We start from the raw sequence: 20,133 nt of genomic DNA, 5'->3' as shown, positions 1-20,133 counted from the left end.
TCACCTATGGCCGAGATCCGTTGCGTCTGCGTACCATCCTGGCTCATGGCGGAGCAGCTCATCGACGAGACCGATCGCGAAATCCTCGAACTACTGAGGGAAGACGCCCGGCGCACGCTGGGGGACATCGGGGCCCGTGTCACGCTGTCCACCGCGGCGGTCAAACGCCGCATCGACCGCATGCAGGAGAACGGCGTCATCGTCGGCTACACCGTCCAGATCGACCACACCAAACTCGGCTGGGGCATCGAGGCGTTCACCGAACTGCGGTTCACCGGGACCACGAAGGTCGGCGAGATCGTCCGCACGACCACCCGGATGCCGGAGGCCCAGGCGGTGTTCACCATCGCGGGCGACCCCGACGCGCTCGTCTGGCTGCGGGTCCGGGACATGGCCCACCTGCAGCGCACCATCGACGAGATCAGGCGGCATCACCAGGTGACGGGAACGAAGACGCTGATGGTGCTGGACTCGTGGACCCGCGGGCAGCAGTGGCCCCAACCGGGCGACGCCTGATTCCGCGAAGGCCCCCTTCACCACCTTCAGGGTAGGCAAGGAGTCCTTCACGACCGACCGCCCTTACGGCTCACGACAACCCCGGCCCGGTACGACCTGACGTCGCGAAAGCCACTTTCGGGACGTCAGGTGTCCCGAAAGTGGCTTTCGCGACACCGCCCGCAGCACTCGTGAGTGACAAAGCGCGTTCTAACGACACTTACCACTCACGAGGCCCACCGGACCCGCTCCCACGAAGCAGCCGCCGCCCGGTCCGCGCGAGGTACTCGCCGAACTCCGCCGGTTCCTCCACCGTGAAGCCGATGTCGGTGAGCGTCAGGACGACCGCCAGCCACTCGAAGGAATCGACGTGCGCGACGTACCGGCAACTGTCGTCGCCGAGGGCCTCGAAACTCCCGTCGACCCGGTGCAGCCGGGCCGCGGCCTCCTCCGCTCCGACGTCCAGGGTCAGCGTGATCCGGAGCGATTTCGGGCTGTGGAAGCGTTCTTGGAGATGGCCGGCGACGTCGTCGACCGGGAGGTCACGCGGCTCGAACGCCACCTCGGTCGTCCTCGGCGCGGCGATCCGGTCGAGGCGGAAGCTCCGCCAGTCCCGCCGTCCGAGGTCCCAGGCGTAGAGATACCACCGCCTGCCGAGCTGGACGAGGCGCATCGGCTCGACTGTCCGGGAGGACGGGCCGTCCTTTGCCGTGTACGTGAACTCGAGGCACCGGCGAGCCGCGATTGCCGCGGCGAGGACGGTGAGGACGTCGGGCGTGACCCGCGGCTGTTCGCCGATCCCGAACTCGACCGCGGCGAGCATCGCGTCCGTCCGCCGTCGCAGTGCCGGCGGGAGGACACGCCGGAGTTTCGCGGCGGCGCGGTCCGCCGATTCGGCGGTCAGGTCGATGCCGGTCCCGCCTGCGGCGGCGAGACGCAGCCCGAGCACGGTGGCGATCGCTTCGTCGTGTTCCAGCATGAGCGGCGGCAGCGCGGTGCCGGCGACGAGCCGGTAGTTGCCTCCCGGACCGCGGCTGCTCTCCACCGGATACCCCAGGCCGCGGAGGTGGTCGATGTCCCGGCGGAGGGTGCGTGGCGGGACTTCCATGGCCGTCGCGAGTTCGGCGGCGGGCCATCCCCTGCCGGTCTGCAGGAGCGACAGCAGCCGCAGCATCCGTTCCCGTGGTGCGGTCACCGCGCCTCCCGATAATTGTGGCCGTAAACCGGCCACATCTCATCGTAGCGTGGTCTCATGTCGAGGGTTCGAGATGAGCGCGGCCGGTGGATCACGGTGGAGGGTGCCCGGACGAACAACCTCCGCGAGGTGTCGGTACGGGTGCCGAAACACCGGCTGACGGTGTTCACCGGCGTATCGGGGTCGGGAAAGTCGTCACTGGCGTTCGACACGATCGCGGCCGAGGCCGAGCGCCTGGTGACCGGTTCCTACCCCGCCTTCGTCCGGAACCGGCTCCCGCAGCATCCGCCCGCGGACGTGGACCGGATCGACGGGCTGGTCTTCACCACGATCGTGGATCAACGGCGGTTCACCGGGAACGCGCGGTCCACAGTGGGCACGGCGAGTGACATCGCGCCACTGCTGCGCCTGCTGTTCTCCCGCCTCGGAAAACCGGGCGCCGGGTTCTCACCCGCCTACTCGTTCAACGATCCCAGCGGGATGTGCCCGCGCTGCGAAGGGCTCGGGATGGTCGACGACATCGATCTCGACCGGCTGCTCGACCGCTCGCGGAGCCTGCGCGACGGCGCCGTGCGCTTCCCGACGTTCGCGCCGGGGACCTACCGGTGGAAACGGCTCGTCCACTCCGGACTCGCCGACCCGGATGTCCCCTTGGGACGGTTGCCGTCGGCGACGGTCGAAACCCTGCTTCACGCCGAAGGGCTTCCCCTCGACAATCCCGGCTCTGACTACCCCAAACACGGTGTCTTCGACGGCGTCGTCCCCCGGCTGCGGGACTCGTACCTGCGCAAGACACCGTCGCGCCTCACCGCCGAGGAACAGGAAGGGCTCGCCGGAGTCGTCACCCGCGGCGTCTGCCCGGACTGCGAAGGGACCCGTCTGAACGAGACGGCGCGCGCCAGCCTGATCGACGGGCGGTCCATCGCGGACTGGTCGGCGCTGCCGGTCGGCGACTTGCGCGACGTCGTGGCGGGCGTGCGCCACCCGTCGGTGGCGCCGCTGCTGCAAGCGATCCGGGAACGTCTCGACGCGCTCGCGTCCGTCGGCCTCGGCTATCTCAGCCTGTCCAGGGAATCGAGAACGCTGTCCGGCGGCGAAGCCCAGCGCGTCAAGATCGTCCGTCACCTCGGCAGCGCGCTCAGCGACGTCTGCTACGTGTTCGACGAGCCCAGTACCGGCCTTCACCCGCACGACGTGCACCGGCTCCTCGAACTGCTGGCCAGGCTCCGCGACGCGCACAACACGATCCTCGTGGTCGAACACCATCCCGCGGTCATCGCGGCCGCCGACCACGTGATCGACCTCGGACCCGCCGGCGGTGACGGCGGCGGTCACGTCCAGTTCGAAGGCGGTCCCGGCGAACTCACCGCGAGCGGCACCGAAACCGGGCGGACCCTCCGCGCACCGCTCGGTTTCCGGAAGCGTCCCCGCGCCGCACGGGGAGTCGTGACGATCTCCGGCGCGCGGAGTCACAACCTGCGTGACGTCACCGTCGACGTGCCACTCGGCGTCCTGACCGTCGTCTCGGGCGTCGCCGGATCCGGCAAGAGCACCCTGATCACCGGCGAACTCCCCCGGCAGCATCCCGGTTTCGTCGTCGTCGAGCAGGCTCCGCTGCGCGGTGGCGTCCGGTCCACGCCCGCCACGGTGCTCGGTGTCGCCGAGCCCGTCCGCGACGCCTTCGGCAAGGCCACCGGGAAACCTCCGTCGTGGTTCAGCGCCAACGGCCGAGGGGCCTGCCCGGTCTGCAAGGGAAAGGGAGTCATCGTCACCGACCTGGCGTTCCTGGACGACGTCCAGACCGGCTGCGACGCCTGCGCCGGCACCCGGTTCAACCCGGAGGCCCTCGCCGCGCGCCTGAACGGCCGGACCATCGCCGACGTCCTGGCGATGAACCCCGCGGACGCCGCCGCCCTGTTCGGCGAGCGGTCCCCCATCGCACGGCGGTTGCGCTGGCTGGACCGGGTCGGACTCGGCTACTTGACCATCGGGCAGAGCCTCGACACCTTCTCCGGCGGCGAACGGCAACGGCTCCTGCTCGCCCGCCACCTCGCCGACGCGGGTCCGGCGGCCGAACTGCGCCTGGTGCTCGACGAGCCCACCTCCGGGCTGCACGGCAGCGACGTCGCGCGGTTGCTCACCCTCTGCGACGACCTCGTCGACGACGGGGCGACCCTCGTTCTGATCGAGCACGACCAGCAGGTGATCGCGCACGCCGACCATGTCATCGACATCGGGCCGGGCGCGGGTTCCGACGGCGGGACGGTCGTGTTCGAGGGCACGCCGTCGGCGCTGGCTGCGGACCCCTCGTCGCTCACGGGACGGTACCTGCGGAAAGGCTGACGAACGCGTTCCCGGCGCCGGACGGCGCCGGGAACACCCACCCGTCCGGGAACAGTTCCCGGACGAGCGCGATGATTCCCGATCAGGCTTTGCCCGACACGCCGGTACCGAACAGTTCTTCGCCCGATTCCGGTGATTCAGCCGACCGGTCCCTGACCTCTTCCCTGTCGACGACCTTGGTGAGGAAGTGCTGCTGCCCCAGCGTCCACACGTTGGTGGCCAGGAAGTACAGCAGCACCCCGATCGGCACCGGGAAGAACGAACCCGAGACCAGCATGCCGACCGGCGCCAGGTACATCATCAGTTTGGTGATCCCCGCGGCCTGCGGGGCCACCTCGGTCTGCCTGGCGAGGCCCGAGCGCATCGAGAAAAACGTGGCGAGACTCGCGATCAGCATCAGCGGTACCCCGACCGCGATCATGTGGACGTGGTCCGTGCCGAACGTGGCCAGCTCCGCGGCCGGTTGCGAAAGCCAGTTCCCGAGCTTCGCGCCGAACAGGTCGGCGTTCAGGAACGACTCCACCCCGGCCTGATCGAAGACGTGATTCGACCGGGCTCCCGGCGTGAAATCGCGCAAGACCCAGTACAACGACAGGAACACCGGCAGCTGGATCAGCGCCGGGAGGCAACCGCCCAGCGGGCTGACGCCGCTTTCGGCGTGCAGCTTCTGGATCTCCGTCGCCATCCGGCGGCGGTCCTTGCCGTACTTCTCCTTGATCTTCTGCATCTGCGGGGCCAGCGCCTGGGTGCGGCGGCCCGCGCGCAGCGCGCCGAGCGCGGGTTTGACCAGCAGGAGGCGCAGGGTGAAGACGAGGAACACAATGGACAGCACCCAGGCCAGGCCCGAATCGGGACTCGAAACGGCGCCGAAAACCTTGTGCCAGAACCAGAGAATGGCGGAAACGGGGTACAGGAAGACATCGAACATGACCAGGTCACTCCGTCGATCGAAGGTGGGTGGGCAGGAGTGACTGCCTCACCTTCGAACGCAGAGAGGTCAGGCAGCCGCGAAGCCCTGTGACGGAGCTCGAGGCCGGACACGGCCGCGCGCGTCGGGATCGCGCAGGCTCAAGAACAGCTGCGCGCGTTCGCGCAGGCTGATGGCACGCACCTTCATCGCGGCGGCCGCCGGTTCCAGGCGGAAATGCGCCGAGAGCGCGAGCAGGACGACGGCGAGGGACGCCGTCAAAGCGGCGGCGAGGCCGAGCGGATTGGCCACCGTCACCGACGCGGTCAGCGCGGTGACCAGGCCCAGCGGGTTGACCCCGCCGACGACCGGGAGCACGAGGAACAGCTCCGGCAGGAACAGCGCAAGCATCAGCTTGAGCCGCACGCCGAAGAAGGTTCGCTCCACGTCGATCACAGTACCGGAATTACGTTGCGTGCTTTCCGCAGGCACGGGCAGTCTGTCGAAATGGGACATGTGGAAGTCGCGCACGCCGAGTACTACCTGCCCGACGGGCGGCTGCTGCTCGGCGACGTCTCGTTCCGCGTCGGTGAGGGCAACGTGTGCGCGCTCGTCGGCGCCAACGGGGCAGGCAAGACGACCCTGCTGCGGCTGATCTCGGGCGAACTGGTACCCGACGGCGGCTCGGTGACCATCAGTGGCGGCCTCGGGGTGATGCCCCAGTTCGTCGGCTCGGTGCGCGACGAACGGACCGTGCGGGACCTGCTCGTGTCGGTGTCGCCGGAACCGCTCCGCGTCGCCGCCCGCGCTGTCGAAGAGACCGAACTCGCGTTGATGGAACGCGACGACGAAGCGGCCCAGATGGCCTACGCCCAGGCGCTCGGCGACTGGGGCGACGCTCGCGGCTACGAAGCCGAAGTCATGTGGGACAAGTGCACGACGGCGGCGCTCAACCTGCCGTACGAGAAGGCGCGCTGGCGCGAGGTGCGCACCCTGTCCGGCGGCGAGCAGAAACGGCTGGTCCTCGAAGCGCTGCTCCTCGGCGGTTGCGGTGTCCTCCTGCTCGACGAGCCGGACAACTATCTCGACGTCCCCGGCAAGCAGTGGCTGGAAGAGCGGCTGCGGGAGACCCAGAAGACCGTCCTGTTCGTCTCGCACGACCGGGAACTGCTCGCGCGGGCGGCGAAGAAGATCATCAGCGTCGAACCCGGTCCAGCCGGCGGCGACGTGTGGGTGCACGGCGGCGGCTTCGACACCTACCACCAGGCACGCGCGGAGCGGTTCGAGCGTTTCGAGGAGCTCCGCCGTCGCTGGGACGAAAAGCATGCCCAGCTCAAGAAGCTCGTGGCCGACATGCGTCAGTACGCCGCGCGCAGCGACGAGATGGCCTCGCGCTACCACGCCGCGCAGACCCGCCTGCGGAAGTTCGAAGAGGCGGGCGCGCCCGCCGCGCCCCCGCGCGAGCAGAAGATCACCATGCGCCTGCGCGGCGGCCGGACCGGCGTCCGCGCCGTCACCTGCGAAGGACTCGAACTCCGCGGTCTGATGAAACCCTTCGACCTGGAGATCTTCTACGGCGAACGGGTCGCGGTACTCGGCTCGAACGGCTCCGGCAAATCGCACTTCCTGCGCTTGCTGGCCGGTGAGGACGTCGCTCACGACGGACTGTGGAAGCTGGGTGCCCGTGTCGTCCCCGGCCATTTCGCGCAGACGCACGCCCATCCCGAACTGCTCGGGCACACGCTCGTCGACATCCTCTGGACCGGCCACGCGCGGAGCCGCGGGCCCGCGATGAACATCCTGCGCCGCTACGAACTCGACGGCCAGGGTGACCAGCGGTTCGAGAAGCTGTCCGGTGGCCAGCAGGCGCGGTTCCAGATCCTGCTGCTGGAGATCGGCGGCGCCACCGCCCTGCTGCTGGACGAGCCGACCGACAACCTCGACCTCGCTTCGGCGGAAGCGCTGCAGCAGGCGCTCGAGGCGTACGAGGGCACCACGGTGGCGGTGACGCACGACCGGTGGTTCGCGCGCTCCTTCGACCGGTACCTCGTGTTCGGCTCCGACGGCCGGGTCCGGGAAACCCCGGAACCCGTCTGGGACGAACGGCCGGTGCAGCGGCGGCGGTAACCACGGTCGGGCCAGGAAAGGCGACACGCCGACCGAAGGTGCCTTCGGCGGCTTCGCCGTGTGTTTCAATGCCGCCGCACCGCGTGCCGACACTCGAGTGCCCGCCTCGTCCGAAGCTGGAGTTCTCGTGAAGGCCGCTGCAATTCCCTTCGCCATCGCGACCCTGTGCTGCGCGGCGTTCCTGGTGAGCTTCCTTCGCGACCGGCGTCGGCTGAGGAACGGCTTCTACCTCTTCTTCGCGCTGCTGTTCCTCGGCATCACCTTCATCGCGCTTCTCGCTTCGGTGTCGCCCGAGGCCGCGGGCTTCGTCGCGCTCGGCGTGATCCTGCTGATCATCCCGACGGTCCTCGCGCTGACGGTCTTCCTGATCTGCAACGGGATCACCATGCTCCGCCGCGAAGGACGACGGCTGGCCAACGTGCTGTCGCTGCTGACGGGGATCGGCATCATCGCGCTCATCGTGTTCAACGCGACGGTCACTCAACTGGCCTGGGAACCTCTGGACATCGTCCGGGGCAGCCTCAACGGAATCCTCGTCTACGTCTCGTTCCTCTTCGTCTGCTTTCTTCTGTACTCCATCGTCTACGGCCGCATCCGCACCGAGAAGAACGTGGACTTCGTCGTGGTGCTGGGCTCGGGACTGCTGGACGGCCACCGGGTGCCGCCGCTGCTGGCCGGCCGCCTGAACCGCGCCAAACGCGTCGTGGACGCGGAAGCCCGCCGCGGCCGGGAGCCGATGGTGGTCACCTCGGGCGGGCAAGGACCCGACGAGGATCTGCCGGAGTCCCACGCCATGGCCGACTATCTGGTCGAGAACGGGCTGCCGAGGGAGCGGATCCTCCTGGAGGATCGGTCGCGGACGACGTTCGAGAATCTCACCTTCAGCGCCGAGATCATGCGGGAGCGGAAGGCGGGCTACCGGTGCACGGTGGTCACGAACAACTTCCACGTCCTCCGCGCCGCCCTCATCGCCCGCCGCGCCAAGGTGAACGGCCAGGTCATCGGGTCGCCGACGGCCTGGTACTTCTGGCCGAGCGCCACCATCCGCGAATTCGTGGCCATCCTGGTGGATCACAAGATCAAGAACCTGGTGATCTGCGGGCTCATCGTGCTTTCGCAGATTTCCCGCGCTTTCTAAAGCCTTTCGGCTGTCCGTGAAGGCCTCCTTGAGGGACTCACGACCGGTGCGGCCAGGCAGGCGACGTTGCGAAAGCCACTTTGCCAAGGCTGGAGGTTGCGAAAGTGGCTTTCGCAACACCTTGGGACCAAACGTATCGTGGTCGCAGGCGGTCGGCTGTCCGTGAGGGCCTCCTTGAGGGACTCTGAGTCCCTCAAGGAGGCCCTCACGGACTTCCCACAAGGGCCTTGAGCATCTTTGACATCTCGGCGCGAATTCCTGAAGCTCACGACCGGAGCACCGTGACAAATCCCGCGTCTTCGTTTGACAACACCGTTTTCGCCGGGTCATCGTCCTGCGCATGAGCACGGACACCCGGCAGGCGATGGCGCTGCTGTTCGACCGGACGGCGGAGACCTACGACGCCCTCGGCGTCGACTTCTTCGGCGTGTTCGCCGAGGAACTGCTCGACCGGGTCGACCTCGTGCCCGGTGAGCAGGTGCTGGACGTGGGTTGCGGACGCGGCGCGGTGCTGTTCCCGGCGGCCGAACGGGTCGGCGCGGGTGGATCGGTGCTGGGCATCGACCTTTCCGCCGAGATGATCCGCCGCACCGCGAAAGACATCGAGGCCCGCGGGGTCAACGCCTCGGTTTCCCTTATGGACGCCCAAGAACCGACGCTGGCCGACGCCTCCTTCGACGCGCTCCTCGCGTCCTTCGTGGTGTTCTTCCTGCCGGATCCGGTCGCCGCGCTGCGGTCGTGGCACCGCCTGCTCAAGCCCGGCGGCCGGGCGGGGGTGACCACGTTCGGCGCCGACGATCCCCGATGGGCGGCCGTGCGGGAGGTGTTCAAACCGTTCGTACCGCCGGAACTGGCCTGGACCCTGACCATCAGGGCCAGTCTGTTCGCCACCGTCGAGAGCTTCGGCCAGGCCGTGGAGTCGGCGGGCTTCACCGGCGTCACGTCCGTGGAACGTGTCTGCCCGGTGAAGTTCGCCGACCCCGTGCACTGGATCGACTGGTCCTGGTCGCAGGGCCAGCGGATGTTCTGGGAGCTGGTCCCGGAAAACCGTCTCGACGCCGTGCACCAGGCCGTGCTCGCCGAGCTCGAACCGCTGCGCGAACCCGACGGGAGCGTGGTGCTGGCGCAGACCGTGCGCTACACCATCGCCCACCGCGGTTGACGGCTCACAAAGCGAGCCTCGGCCAGGACTCGGTGTCGCGCGACAACTGCCTGTCGTGCGTGGCGATCACCACCGCGGCCGGGGTGGTCCCGAGCGCGGCGGTCAGCTCGTCGACGAGCGTGACGGACAGGTGGTTGGTCGGCTCGTCCAGCAGCACCACATGCGGACGGTGGGCCAGCACCAGTGCCAGATCCAGCCGCCGCCGAGCGCCGACCGACAGTTCGGCCACCGGCCGGTGCCGGTCGTAGCCGCCGAGCAGGCCCAGTTCACCCAGCCCCGGCCCGGAAATCCCCGCCCTGGCGAGCTGTTCGTCGTACAGCTCCGTCGCCGTGCGCCTGCCGGGCAGGTCGGACTCCTGCCCCAGCCGCCCGATCCGCGCCGACCGGGAGCGGGTGACCGTGCCCGTACTCGGCTCCAGTTCCCCGGCCAGCACGGTCAGGAGGGTCGATTTGCCCGCGCCGTTGTGGCCGGTGACCACCAGCCGGTCGCCGCTTTCCAGCACCAGGTCGACCGGCCGTGCGAGCCGCCCGGCCACCGTCACCCCGGCTGCGCCGAGCAGTATCGCGCCACCATGCGAAGGCAGCTCGGGCATGGCGAACCTGGCCGGTGGCGGCGGGATCGCCACCACGTGCGCGGCCAGTTCCTCCTGCCGCCGGTGGACCGCGCGGACGAGTCCCGGCGCACGGGTGGCGCGGGTATGCCTGCCGGTGCCTTTGGGCGGCCGCCAGCCGTCGCGCAGCCGGTTCCGCGCCGCGCTCAGGTCATCGGCAAGACGTTGCCGCTCGGCGATCTGTTCGGCGTGCGACGCCTCCCAGCGAGCCCGTTCGGCCCGGCGGGCCTCGCCGTAGGCGGCGTAGCCACCGCCGTAGACCCGCGGCCGTCCGTCGCTCGACGGATCGAGGTCGACCACCGTGGTGGCCACCTCCGCGAGCAACGCCCGGTCATGGCTGACCAGCACGATCACGCCGGGGTGCGCGCGCAACCGCTCGGTGAGGTGTTCGAGCCCGGCGGCGTCGAGGTGGTTGGTCGGCTCGTCGAGCAGCAGGACGGGATGTCCGGCGCCGAGCAGGCAGGCCAGCCGCACCCGGTGGCGTTGCCCGACCGACAGTGTCCCGAGTGGACGGTCGCGGTCGTCGACAGCGTTCAACGCGGCCAAGGACACCTCGACCCGCCTGTCCGCGTCCCACGCGTCGAGGGCCTCGGCCTTCTCCAGCGCGGCGGTGAAGAAGTCGTCCGCACCCGGAAGCCCGTCACTGAGCGCCTCCGTCGCGGTCTCCAGACGGGCCAGCGCGCCACGGACAGCGGCCAGTTCGAGATCGATCAGCGCGCCGACGGTGTCGGCCGGGCCGAGCGGGATCTGCTGGTCGGCGACACCGGCCGAACCGGAGCGGTGGACCTCGCCCCGGTCCGCGGCCAGGTCACCGGCGAGGAGCCGGAGGAGGGTGGTCTTGCCGCGACCGTTCTCCCCGACGACGGCGACGCGCTCACCGGCCCCGGCGACGAGGTCGACCCCGGAAAGCACGGGCCGTCCCCCGAGGGCGAGGTGGACGTCGGACAGGCGGACGTGCGCCGTGCGCACAGGCGACGGCGAAAGAGGGGATGACATGAGAGAACTGCCTCCGATGAAGTGATGAGCAGGAAGAACGAACCCCGGTACCCGCGGCTCGCGGATACCGGTGGAGGCGTCGTTCCTCAGAGGAACAGCATTTGCTGCATCACGGGCACGAGGTTAGGGCAAGCCCGAGGCCCGCGCATCCGATTTTCGGCAGGCCGGAGATCCACACCTTCGCGCCATCCCCCATGCGGGCCGGTCACCCCGCGAGCACCCGCTTCCACCTGCGACGACACGCCGGGCCTAGCCCGTGCGCACAGCCCCCAAACCCGCACTTTCCGGGGTCCCCCACGGGTGCACCACGACGGTTGCCATGATCACCGGCCCGGCAGACGGTGGCCTTCTGGAGCAGCATCGTTCGAGAGGAGCAAGACCGATGGCGAAGACCATGCAGCCGCAGGAACTCATCGACAGTGCCGTGGTCGACCCGACCGGCAACAAGCTCGGAAAGGTCGGCAACGTCTACCTCGCCGACGCGACGCACCAGCCGGAATGGATCACGGTCAAAACGGGCCTGTTCGGCTCCAAGGAGAGTTTCGTGCCGCTCTCGGGCGCCCACGCCGACCGGGACGGCGTGCACGTCCGTGTCGACAAGGACGCCGTCTCCGACGCGCCCCGCATCGACGCCGACGGCCACCTGTCCAGGGAAGAGAGCGCCCGGCTGTACGAGCACTACGGGCTGCCGATGCCGAGGACCTCGCCGGACGGGCGGATGGACGACCGGGCACAGGGCACCGGCCGAGGCAAGGCCGGGACGGACGCCGCCGCCGGGAAGTCCGACCGGGACGCCGAGCACACGATGACGCGCTCCGAGGAGCGGCTGAACGTCGGCACCGAGCAGGTCGAGACCGGCCATGTCCGCCTGCGCAAGTACGTCGTCACCGAGGAACAGCAGGTGACCGTGCCGGTCAGCCACGAAGAGGTGCGCATCGAACGGGAGCCGATCACCGGCGCCTCCGGCGGGACGGCCGAGATCGCCGAGGACGAGCAGGAAGTCGTGCTGCACGCCGAGAAACCGGTGGTGAACAAGGAAACCGTCGCGGTCGAGCGGGCGAGGCTCAAGACCGAGACCGTCACCGAGGAGCAGACTGTCTCCGGCAAGGTCCGCAAGGAGCAGTTCGAGGTCACGGACGACGAGGGCAAGCATCGCAAGTCCTGATCCCGGACCGGGGCGGTCCGTGCGACGGGCCGCCCCCGTGGGTTCAGCGAGCGCGGGCGGCCGCGACCACGAAACCCGTCGCCACCGCACCCGCGATCGAGCAGCCGATACCGAACAGCATCGCGGGTTCGTGCACCCGCAGCACCGAGACGCACAGCCACGCCGCCGCGCCGAACAGCAGGCCGAGCACCGGCCCGCCGACGAGCGCGCCCCGCCAGCGATGGCCGTTCCGGATGGTCCGCAGCCCGGATTCCAGGTACGCCAAGGCGAACAGCGCCAGGATCAGGCTGCCCGCGCCGAGCGCGCTCGCGAGCGGATGCTGCCGGGTGAGCAGCGTGAACGTCTCGGTGACGCCGTCGGCCGTCACCGTCGCGGTGACGGCACCACCGACGATCCACCGGGTGAGCCCAGGAAAACGGAGATCGGCGCTGTAAGAGCCGCCCTCGACCTTGGGTGTCGCCGTGGCGGACCCCAAGGGGATCCCCCCGGCTGTCAGGCCGAGGCTGACTTGCGCAGGAGTCCCCTTGCCCGTCAGGGTGAACGTCTTGCTGAGATCCACTTCCGGCGACGACGAAACGACCATGAGGTCGACAGCCAGGAGCGACGGCTCGTGTGGCTGCCGCTCCGGATTGAGCAGCGCGAGCACCACGAGCACGATGGCGGCGGCCGCCGCGGCCAGCCGGAACCAGAGCACCGGACCGGGACGCCTGCCGGCTTCGGGTTCGAACGTCGCACGGGTGGCCGAAAGCGTCGGATCCGGCGCGGGACGGCGAACCGGCCGTGTCGGGCCGTCCCCTGCCGGAGCCGGCGCGGCGACCGGGGTGCTGAGCGCGGTGATCACCCGTGGGGTGAGGTGGCGGACCGGCACCCGCGAGCGTTCCAGCCAGCCCGGCCCGTAGACGGCGGTCGCCGCCGAGGCGAGGTCTGCCGCGAAGGTCTCCGCGTCGCGGTACCGGGAGCCGAGCTCGCGCGCGAGGCTGCGCATGACGACCGCGGCGAGCGGCGCGGGCACGCCGTCGATCGGGCGCGGATCGGTGAACATGTGCTGGCGCATCATGCTGATCGCGCCACGGGTGTTGTCGAACGGCAGCTTCCCGGACAGCAGTTCGTAGAGCACCGTGCCCGCCGAGTAGACGTCGGCCGCCGGGCTCAGCGCGTTGCCCAGCGCTTGCTCCGGCGCGATGTAGGCGGGGGTGCCGAGGACTTCGCCGCCGTGCGTGACGAGGGTGGCGCCCTCGCTGATCACCTTCGCGATGCCGAAGTCGGCCACCTTCATCACGCCTTGCGTGGTGAAGAGCAGGTTCTTCGGCTTGACGTCCAGATGCAGGACGCCCGCTTCGTGTGCCGCGTGGAGCCCGGCGAGCATCGCCAGCGCGATCGCACAGGCCTGCTCGGCGCTGACTCCACCGCTTTGGAAACGGCTGTGCACCGTGCCGCCGTCGAGGCGCTCCATCACCAGCAGGTGCTCGCGGCCGGTGCGCACGTAGTCGTACACGGGCACGATGTGCGGGTGGTCGAGGCTGGCCAGCACGCGCGCTTCACGGTCGAAGAGCTCACTGCTGACAGCGTGGTTCAGCACGTCCCACGGCAGCTGTTTGATGGCGACGTCGCGGCGCAGCGAACGGTGGACGCCCGCGAAGACGACCCCCATCCCGCCCTGGCCGATCGCTGTCCCGATCTCGTACTGCGGCAGCGCGGCGACCACCTCGGCGGGTGCGCTCATCGGTTGAATTCCCTGGTGTCGCCGGAAAGGCGGACCGTCTCGCCGCTGTCGGGCCCTGGCGCCGGATGCGGCGTCAGGTAGCCGAGCAGGAACGCGATGACGGCGGCGCCGAGCACCACCGGGATCTCGATCGCCGGCTCCGGCGGGACGAGCCGCAGCACGGACAGCGAGACGACGGCGACGAGCCCGGTGCCGAATCCGGCGGGCAGGAAGCGCAGGCCGCGGCGCCAGCGGTTGGCGGGCAGGCGATGGCGGGCGAGCGCGAGCAACGCGGTCAGCCAGGCCAGCACGGTGAGCACGAGCATCGCGAGACCGAAGGCGCCGTAGACGGACCAGAAGGACCCGCGGATGTCGGCGACCGTGGAGGCCTCCCCGAGCGTGCCGCGCTGCGCGTCCAGCAGTTCGACGGTGGACGGCAGCAGCCCGATCGCCTGGCCGGAGAGGTCGGCCATGTCCAGCACGAAGGTCCTGGTGACCCGGCTGTGCGCGGGGACCTCGAACGGTGCCGTGGTGTCGTAGGCGAAGAAGGTGAGGGCGAGCGCGACGCCGGACACCCGCACGCTGCGGACCTTGACCGCCGTGCCGCCGCTGTTGGTCGCCGTGACGGTGAGTTCGATCTGCTTCGCCGGGTCGATCATGACCGTGGCGTTGCCGATCGGCCGGTCGTCGAGGGTGACCGCCAGGTCGAGCCTTCCATTTCCGGCACTGTCGACACCACCGCCACTGTCCGCAGTGGCCGGTGGCGAGACCGAGAGGACCGCGCACAGACCCAACGCAACCCCTGCCGCGATGACACGTCCCATTTTGCGTATCCCCTGTTTGCGTAATCCGACTGGTCCGGAATGCTACAGCGAGTACTTACCGGAGAGGGACGTCCCAATGCGTATCGTGGTTCGCCTGATATTCGGCACCGTGACCGGGTTGTTGTTCCTGCTTTCCCAGGTGGGAGCGGGCAACGCGCAACAGTCCCCTTATCAATCGACGGTTGGTTTGAAACCTTCGAGCGGCCCCGCCGGGAGTTCTTTTACCATTTCCTGGAATTTCTCCCCGTGCAAAGGACCGATTTCTTTCACCTGGGAAGGCGCGGCCATCACTTCGGTCAGTGCCCCCAGTGGACAGGTGGGGGCGACGGTCCCCGGCAACGCGACACCCGGTGGCCACACCGTGTCGGGCACCTGCACGAACGCGCGGACCGGCGGGCCGCTGACCGGGAGCGCGGTGTACAGCGTGACCGGGACCGTGACCACGCCGCCGCCGACCACGAAGGTGCCCCCGACGACGAAGCCGACCGTCCCGGTGACCACGCCGACCAGGCCGGGGACGACCACCACGCCGACCACCCCGGTCACCACGACGACGACACCCACCACGACCACACCGCCGCCGTCGTCCACAACGGACACTCCCCCGCCGACGGACGTCCCCTCGTCGAGCAGCACCCCGCCGAAGCCGGACGAACTGATCCTCGACCGGCCGAGTGTGCAGCCGGGCGACAAGCTGTCCGCGACCGGCAAGGGTTGTGCGCCCGGTGAGCCCGTCAACCTGACTTCGAACGGCGACAGCGTCGGCCATGCCTACGCCGACAGCACCGGGGCCTTCACCACGGCAGTCGAGTTCACCCGGATCGAGGCGGGCAGGCACACCGTCGTCGCGGACTGCGGTGTGCGGCTGACCGGCGCTGTCGAGCAGGTCGTGACCAGTTCGTCCGGCGGGCACAGCGGAACCCTGGTGGTGCTGGTGTTCTTCGTGCTGGCCGGGATCACCGTGATCCGCTTCCCCTGAGGTCAGCGGGGAAGCTTCACCACGGTGACGAAGAAGTTGTCGATCTGCCGGACCACGTCGATGAACCGGTCGAAGTCGACCGGTTTGGTGACGTAGGCGTTGGCGTGGAGGTCGTAGCTGCGGAGGATGTCCTCTTCGGCCTCGGACGTGGTGAGCACGACCACGGGGATGCTGCGCAGTTCCGGTGACGCCTTGACCTCGCTGAGCACCTCGCGACCGTCCTTGCGGGGCAGGTTCAGGTCGAGCAGGATCAGCCCCGGCCGTTCCGCGTCCTCGTACGGCGCTTCCCGGCGCAGGAACTGCAGAGCCTGCTCGCCGTCGGAAACGACCGAAAGGGTGTTGCGGATCTTGTGGTGCTCGAACGCCTCCTGCGTCATGAGGACGTCGCCGGGGTCGTCCTCGACCAGCAGGATGTGGATCGGTTCCAGGGAGTCTGTCATGCTTCTCCGTTTTCTTCGCTGGGGTTCTCGGCTACGGGCAGGGTGAAGCTGAACCGGGTCCCGGCTGTGACGGTGGTGTCCAGCCAGATCCTCCCGCCGTGGTGTTCGACGATCTTGCGGCACAGGGCGAGGCCGATCCCGGTGCCCGGATAGTCGCCACGGCCGTGCAGTCGTTGGAAGATCACGAAGATCCGCTCGGCGTACTCGTCCTTGATGCCGATTCCGTTGTCGGTGACGGAGAATCGCCAGTCCTCGCCGTCACGCTCGGCGGAGACGTCGATCTCCGGCGGGTCCTCCCCGCGGAACTTGATCGCGTTGCCGACCAGATTCTGCAGTACCGCCGTGAGCAGGGACTTCTCCCCCAGGACGGCGGGAAGTTCCCCGTGCGTGATCCGGGCGCCGGACTCGGCGATGGCGTCTTCGAGATTGCCCAGCGCGATGTTCAGCAGGTCCCCGGTCTCCAGCAGGACGTTCTCCCCTGGACGGCGTCCGACGCGGGAGAAGGCGAGCAGGTCGTTGATCAGCGCCTGCATCCTTTTCGCGCCGTCGACGGCGAACCCGATGTACTGGTCCCCGCGTTCGTCCAGTTTCCCCTGGTACCGCTTCTGGAGCAGCTGGCAGAAGCTGGCCACCTTCCGCAGCGGCTCCTGCAGGTCGTGCGAGGCGACGTAGGCGAACTGCTCCAGATCCGAGTTCGACCGCTCCAGCTCCCGTGTCCGCACGGCGATCGTCTCCTGCGCGCGCTCCAGGTCCGTGACCTCCGCGATGATCCGCGCGCGCAGCGATTCCACATCGGACGCCAGCTCGCGCATCTCCTTGGGCCCCGAGCCGCGGACCTCACGGTGGATGTCGGCGCTGGCGACGTCACGCACCTCGGTGGCGAGCCGCCGGATCGGCTTGATCAGTTTCCGGTGCAGGACAAGGAAGACCAGTGCCAGCGCGGCGCAGAGCAGGACCGCGATCACGATGAGCATCACGCGCAGGACGTCTGCCGAGGCCGACAGGTCCCCCCGCGCGTCCAGCCGTTCCACCTCCAGACGGCTCTGCAGCGTGCCCAGGGAACCGCGGACTTCGTCGAACAGCGGTTTGCTCGCGTCCACCTGCGCGACCGTGGCGGGAACGCCGGAGAGCACGGGTTCGATGACCGTCCGGCGCCAGGCCGTGGCGGCGTTCAGGACCCGGTCCAGGTCGTCACCGGTGGCGGTACCGGGGGTGGCTCCGAGCCGCCGCAACTCCGCGACGGCCGTGTCCTGCGCCTTCACCCCGTCCCGGTACGGCTCCAGGAACTCGGGCCGCCCGCCCAGGAGGTAGCCGCGGACGCCGGTCTCCTGGTCGAGCATCGCCGTCGAGAGGGCGGTGGACTGCAGCACCTGCGGACCGGTCACGTCCAGCAGCCTGGCGCGCGAATCGGTGAGGTTGGTCAGGGCCAGCGAGCCGGCCACGATCGCGCCGCCGAGCAGCAGGGTGGCGATCACCCCGGACAGCGACGCCCAGCGGCGGATCGACCAAGCGGGCTTCATCGAGGCGGCTCCCCGGAGTCGAACGTGAGCAGGGCAAGCGCGACATCGTCGTCCAGTGGCCCGCCGTGCAGGACGTCCATCTCGCTGATCAGGTGGTCGAGCACGGCGGCGGAGCCACCCTCGGCGGTCAGGCTGTCCACCGCGGCGGCGGCCATCCGTTCCAGCCCGACCCGTTCCCCGCTGCCCTCGACGCGCCCTTCGAACAGGCCGTCGGTGTACAGCAGCAGTGACCATCGCGGCCCCATCGGCACCGTCAGCTCCCGCCACCCGGTGCCCGGCGCGACTCCGAGCGGCGGGCCGAGTGCCTCTCTGGACAGCAGCCTGCCGCCCGAGTCGTCGACCAGCAGCGGCTGCGGATGACCGGCCAGGCTCATCCGCAGCGACCGGCGGTCCGGAGCGACGGTGATCATGCAGACGGTGGCGAACAGCGGGCCCAATGCCTCGTGCTGCAGCATCTTTTCCACCATCGCCAGCGTTTCCGCCATCGGCAGCCCGGCGAGCACCACCGAACGCCACGCGATCCGCAGCGCGACCCCGAGCGCCGCCTCGTCCGGGCCGTGCCCGCAGACGTCGCCGATGACCAGCTGCAGGGTGCCATCGGGGAGTTCGACGGCGTCGTAGAAGTCGCCGCCCAGCAGGGCCCCGTTCCGGCCGGGCCGGTACCGCACCACGAGACCGAGCCGGGGATCGGTCACCAGCGGGGTCGGCAGCAGTCCGCGTTCGAGCCGCGCGTTCTCCCTGGCCAGCAACTGGTGCTGGAGCAGTTGCTGCTCGACGCGTTCGGCCCGGCTGCGTTCCCATGAGTAGCGGAGGGTCCTTGCCAGCAGCTGGCCGTCGACGTGGTGCTTGACCAGGTAGTCCTGCGCGCCGGCCCCCAGCGCGGACACCCCGAGCGCCTCGTCCTCGCGGCCGGTCAGGACGATCACCGCCGTCGACGGCGCGTGCTGCCGCAGCCGGGTCAAGCCGGTCAGGCCGGTCGCGTCCGGCAACTGGAGGTCCAGGAGCACACAGTCGGCGGTGATCGGCTGGGCGAGGGCCTGTTCGAGGGTGGTCGCCCGGTCGAGCACGACCCGTTCGAGGGTTTCGGCCGCGTCCGCGAGCATCTCTTCGACCAGGAGCGCGTCGCCGTCGTCGTCCTCGATCAGCAGGACATGCAGGCGATCCAGCTGCGGTGAGGGTCTACGAGGTGGGGACTGCTCGCCGTGCCGCACGGCGTTGGACACGGACAGCCACCTTTCCTCACCGGTTTTCCGGCGCGCGAACAGAAGACGGCTGTCTTCTCAACCACCGGGAGCGTACCGGCCGTACCGGACATGCCGCCCCGACACGCCAGCGTTCGATCACGGCGGCGGCCTTGGCGGCCGCATCGCCGCGAAGACCAGGACCAGCGCGGCCAGGAAGAGCGCGGCGACCGCGAGATCGACCAGGAAGCCGACGACGAGTCCGGTGATCATCGCTCACTCCTTCGCCGCCTTGGCCGCTTCGCGACGGCGCGCGTACAGACTGGTGAAAGAGACCGTGACGAGGACGACGACGATCACTCCCAGTGAGACCGGGGTCGGGACCTGCGGCACGGCCGGCCAGATCCCGTGTGCCCAGTGCAGGACCAGCTTCACCCCGATGAACGCGAGGATGATCGCGAGACCGTGGTTCAGGTGGACGAGCTTCGCCAGCGCGGAGTGGAGCACGAAGTACAGAGCACGCAGGCCCAGCAGGGCGAAGGCGTTGGTGGCGAACACGAGGTACGGGTCCTCGGTGATGCCGTAGACGGCGGGCACCGAATCGACCGCGAACACCACGTCGGTGGCGAAGACCGCGACGACCACGACAGCCAGCGGGGTGAGGGCGCGACGCCCTTGTTCACGCACGGTGAGCCGGGTGCCGCGGTAGTCGTCGGTGACCGGCATCAGCCGTCGCAGCAACCGGACCGACCGCAGCTGGGAGAGATCCAGTTCGCTCTGCCCGTCGGACATGGCTTCGCGCAGGATCTTGACCGCCGAGGCGAGCAGGATGACCCCGAAGACGAGGAAGGCCCAGGTGCCCGCCGACAGCATCGCGGCCCCGGCCGCGATGAACACGCCGCGGAGCACCAGCGCGCCCACGATGCCGTACAGCAGCACTCGTTGCTGTACGGCCGGCGGGACCGCGAAGGCGGCGAGCAACAGCATGAAGACGAACAGGTTGTCCACCGACAGGGACTTCTCGACCACGAACCCCGTCATGAACTCGAGCGCCTGGCCGCCGCCGAATTCGAGCCACAGCCAGAGCCCGAACACCACCGGGAGCGCGAGGTAGAAGACCGACCAGCCGGCGGCCTCCCGCATCGACACCTCATGAGGTTTGCGGGTGACGGCGAAATCGGCGACGAGCAGTGCCAGCAGGACGGCGATGCTGATCGCCCACAACCCCGGCGATCCCACGGAACCAGCGGACTCGGGCATGGAGCCTCCTCGAACTCGAAGTTCGAGGTCTCCTTCACCCCTGCGGGGCGGCCTCCCGAGGACACTGGCGGAGTGTCCGTACTGACCGG

Annotated in this window: 17 protein-coding genes; 7 read left to right on the top strand and 10 right to left on the bottom strand. The window is 69.3% G+C overall.

Going from position 1 to position 20,133, the window contains the following annotated elements; translation table 11 throughout:
- Positions 1-45: 45 nt before the first annotated feature.
- Entirely contained in the window at positions 46-516 is a 471-nt protein-coding gene (locus AMYAL_RS0128660) for an Lrp/AsnC family transcriptional regulator (RefSeq protein WP_020634714.1), read from the top strand.
- Between the two features lie 199 nt (positions 517-715).
- Here the strand turns inward: AMYAL_RS0128660 and AMYAL_RS46270 are convergent, their stop codons facing one another.
- Complete coding sequence (locus tag AMYAL_RS46270; RefSeq protein WP_245193107.1) at positions 716-1,690, bottom strand: helix-turn-helix transcriptional regulator; 975 nt, start codon at positions 1,688-1,690, stop codon at positions 716-718.
- Between the two features lie 57 nt (positions 1,691-1,747).
- On the opposite strand from AMYAL_RS46270, the gene AMYAL_RS0128650 reads away from it, so the two are divergent.
- Positions 1,748-4,033: an excinuclease ABC subunit UvrA gene (locus AMYAL_RS0128650; RefSeq protein WP_209447250.1), complete on the top strand. Its 2,286-nt coding sequence runs from the start codon at positions 1,748-1,750 to the stop codon at positions 4,031-4,033.
- An 82-nt stretch (positions 4,034-4,115) separates the two neighbouring features.
- Here the strand turns inward: AMYAL_RS0128650 and yidC are convergent, their stop codons facing one another.
- Entirely contained in the window at positions 4,116-4,961 is an 846-nt protein-coding gene (yidC, locus tag AMYAL_RS0128645) for a membrane protein insertase YidC (RefSeq protein WP_020634711.1), read from the bottom strand.
- A 69-nt stretch (positions 4,962-5,030) separates the two neighbouring features.
- Entirely contained in the window at positions 5,031-5,387 is a 357-nt protein-coding gene (locus tag AMYAL_RS0128640; protein WP_026467538.1) for a DUF6412 domain-containing protein, read from the bottom strand.
- Positions 5,388-5,447: 60 nt separating this feature from the next.
- On the opposite strand from AMYAL_RS0128640, the gene AMYAL_RS0128635 reads away from it, so the two are divergent.
- From AMYAL_RS0128635 to AMYAL_RS0128625, 3 genes are all read left to right on the top strand, one after another.
- A complete protein-coding gene (locus AMYAL_RS0128635; protein WP_026467537.1) occupies positions 5,448-7,067 on the top strand; it encodes an ABC-F family ATP-binding cassette domain-containing protein in 1,620 nt (539 codons plus the stop codon).
- Between the two features lie 127 nt (positions 7,068-7,194).
- On the top strand, positions 7,195-8,205 hold the full coding sequence (locus tag AMYAL_RS0128630; protein WP_020634708.1) for a YdcF family protein: 1,011 nt from the start codon (positions 7,195-7,197) through the stop codon (positions 8,203-8,205).
- 340 nt (positions 8,206-8,545) lie between these two features.
- Positions 8,546-9,367 carry a class I SAM-dependent methyltransferase gene (locus AMYAL_RS0128625; protein ID WP_020634707.1) on the top strand — a complete coding sequence of 274 codons (822 nt, stop codon included), beginning with the start codon at positions 8,546-8,548 and terminating at the stop codon, positions 9,365-9,367.
- Positions 9,368-9,371: 4 nt separating this feature from the next.
- On the opposite strand, the gene AMYAL_RS0128620 is transcribed toward AMYAL_RS0128625, so the two are convergent.
- The gene (locus tag AMYAL_RS0128620) at positions 9,372-10,973 is read right to left on the bottom strand and encodes an ABC-F family ATP-binding cassette domain-containing protein (RefSeq protein ID WP_026467536.1); all 1,602 of its coding nucleotides are present in this window, start codon (positions 10,971-10,973) and stop codon (positions 9,372-9,374) included.
- A gap of 382 nt (positions 10,974-11,355) precedes the next feature.
- Between AMYAL_RS0128620 and AMYAL_RS0128615 the strand changes: the two genes are divergently transcribed.
- The gene (locus tag AMYAL_RS0128615) at positions 11,356-12,138 is read left to right on the top strand and encodes a DUF2382 domain-containing protein (RefSeq protein WP_020634705.1); all 783 of its coding nucleotides are present in this window, start codon (positions 11,356-11,358) and stop codon (positions 12,136-12,138) included.
- A gap of 43 nt (positions 12,139-12,181) precedes the next feature.
- Here AMYAL_RS0128615 and AMYAL_RS0128610 read toward each other — a convergent pair whose 3' ends face one another.
- Together AMYAL_RS0128610 and AMYAL_RS0128605 are read right to left on the bottom strand one after the other, a co-directional pair.
- Entirely contained in the window at positions 12,182-13,861 is a 1,680-nt protein-coding gene (locus AMYAL_RS0128610) for a serine/threonine-protein kinase (RefSeq protein ID WP_020634704.1), read from the bottom strand.
- A complete protein-coding gene (locus tag AMYAL_RS0128605) occupies positions 13,858-14,664 on the bottom strand; it encodes a hypothetical protein (protein WP_026467535.1) in 807 nt (268 codons plus the stop codon). Before AMYAL_RS0128605 ends, AMYAL_RS0128610 begins: the two co-directional genes overlap by 4 nt.
- Positions 14,665-14,980: 316 nt before the next feature.
- Here AMYAL_RS0128605 and AMYAL_RS50445 point away from each other — a divergent pair, with 316 nt between their 5' ends.
- Complete coding sequence (locus AMYAL_RS50445; RefSeq protein WP_245193105.1) at positions 14,981-15,643, top strand: hypothetical protein; 663 nt, start codon at positions 14,981-14,983, stop codon at positions 15,641-15,643.
- Positions 15,644-15,645: 2 nt separating this feature from the next.
- Here the strand turns inward: AMYAL_RS50445 and AMYAL_RS0128590 are convergent, their stop codons facing one another.
- The 4 genes from AMYAL_RS0128590 to AMYAL_RS0128570 form a co-directional block, all read right to left on the bottom strand.
- The gene (locus tag AMYAL_RS0128590) at positions 15,646-16,083 is read right to left on the bottom strand and encodes a response regulator (RefSeq protein ID WP_020634700.1); all 438 of its coding nucleotides are present in this window, start codon (positions 16,081-16,083) and stop codon (positions 15,646-15,648) included.
- Entirely contained in the window at positions 16,080-17,603 is a 1,524-nt protein-coding gene (locus AMYAL_RS0128585) for a sensor histidine kinase (protein WP_020634699.1), read from the bottom strand. Before AMYAL_RS0128585 ends, AMYAL_RS0128590 begins: the two co-directional genes overlap by 4 nt.
- Entirely contained in the window at positions 17,600-18,826 is a 1,227-nt protein-coding gene (locus AMYAL_RS0128580) for a PP2C family protein-serine/threonine phosphatase (protein ID WP_020634698.1), read from the bottom strand. Before AMYAL_RS0128580 ends, AMYAL_RS0128585 begins: the two co-directional genes overlap by 4 nt.
- Before the next feature lie 234 nt (positions 18,827-19,060).
- Positions 19,061-20,044, bottom strand: coding sequence for a TerC/Alx family metal homeostasis membrane protein (locus AMYAL_RS0128570; protein WP_020634696.1), 984 nt, complete (start codon positions 20,042-20,044; stop codon positions 19,061-19,063).
- Positions 20,045-20,133: the final 89 nt, after the last annotated feature.

Source organism: Amycolatopsis alba DSM 44262, from assembly GCF_000384215.1.
GTDB lineage: Bacteria > Actinomycetota > Actinomycetes > Mycobacteriales > Pseudonocardiaceae > Amycolatopsis > Amycolatopsis alba.
This window is presented reverse-complemented; position numbering and strand designations above follow the sequence as displayed.

What these genes read in the sequence shown, in the direction of transcription:
- AMYAL_RS0128660 (WP_020634714.1), top strand. Translation starts at nt 46, where the DNA reads ATGGCGGAGCAGCTCATCGACGAGACCGATCGCGAAATCCTCGAACTA.
- AMYAL_RS0128650 (WP_209447250.1), top strand. Translation starts at nt 1,748, where the DNA reads ATGTCGAGGGTTCGAGATGAGCGCGGCCGGTGGATCACGGTGGAGGGT.
- yidC (WP_020634711.1), bottom strand. Translation starts at nt 4,961, where the DNA reads ATGTTCGATGTCTTCCTGTACCCCGTTTCCGCCATTCTCTGGTTCTGG.
- AMYAL_RS0128635 (WP_026467537.1), top strand. Translation starts at nt 5,448, where the DNA reads ATGGGACATGTGGAAGTCGCGCACGCCGAGTACTACCTGCCCGACGGG.
- AMYAL_RS0128625 (WP_020634707.1), top strand. Translation starts at nt 8,546, where the DNA reads ATGAGCACGGACACCCGGCAGGCGATGGCGCTGCTGTTCGACCGGACG.
- AMYAL_RS0128620 (WP_026467536.1), bottom strand. Translation starts at nt 10,973, where the DNA reads ATGTCATCCCCTCTTTCGCCGTCGCCTGTGCGCACGGCGCACGTCCGC.
- AMYAL_RS0128615 (WP_020634705.1), top strand. Translation starts at nt 11,356, where the DNA reads ATGGCGAAGACCATGCAGCCGCAGGAACTCATCGACAGTGCCGTGGTC.
- AMYAL_RS0128610 (WP_020634704.1), bottom strand. Translation starts at nt 13,861, where the DNA reads ATGAGCGCACCCGCCGAGGTGGTCGCCGCGCTGCCGCAGTACGAGATC.
- AMYAL_RS0128605 (WP_026467535.1), bottom strand. Translation starts at nt 14,664, where the DNA reads ATGGGACGTGTCATCGCGGCAGGGGTTGCGTTGGGTCTGTGCGCGGTC.
- AMYAL_RS0128590 (WP_020634700.1), bottom strand. Translation starts at nt 16,083, where the DNA reads ATGACAGACTCCCTGGAACCGATCCACATCCTGCTGGTCGAGGACGAC.
- AMYAL_RS0128585 (WP_020634699.1), bottom strand. Translation starts at nt 17,603, where the DNA reads ATGAAGCCCGCTTGGTCGATCCGCCGCTGGGCGTCGCTGTCCGGGGTG.
- AMYAL_RS0128570 (WP_020634696.1), bottom strand. Translation starts at nt 20,044, where the DNA reads ATGCCCGAGTCCGCTGGTTCCGTGGGATCGCCGGGGTTGTGGGCGATC.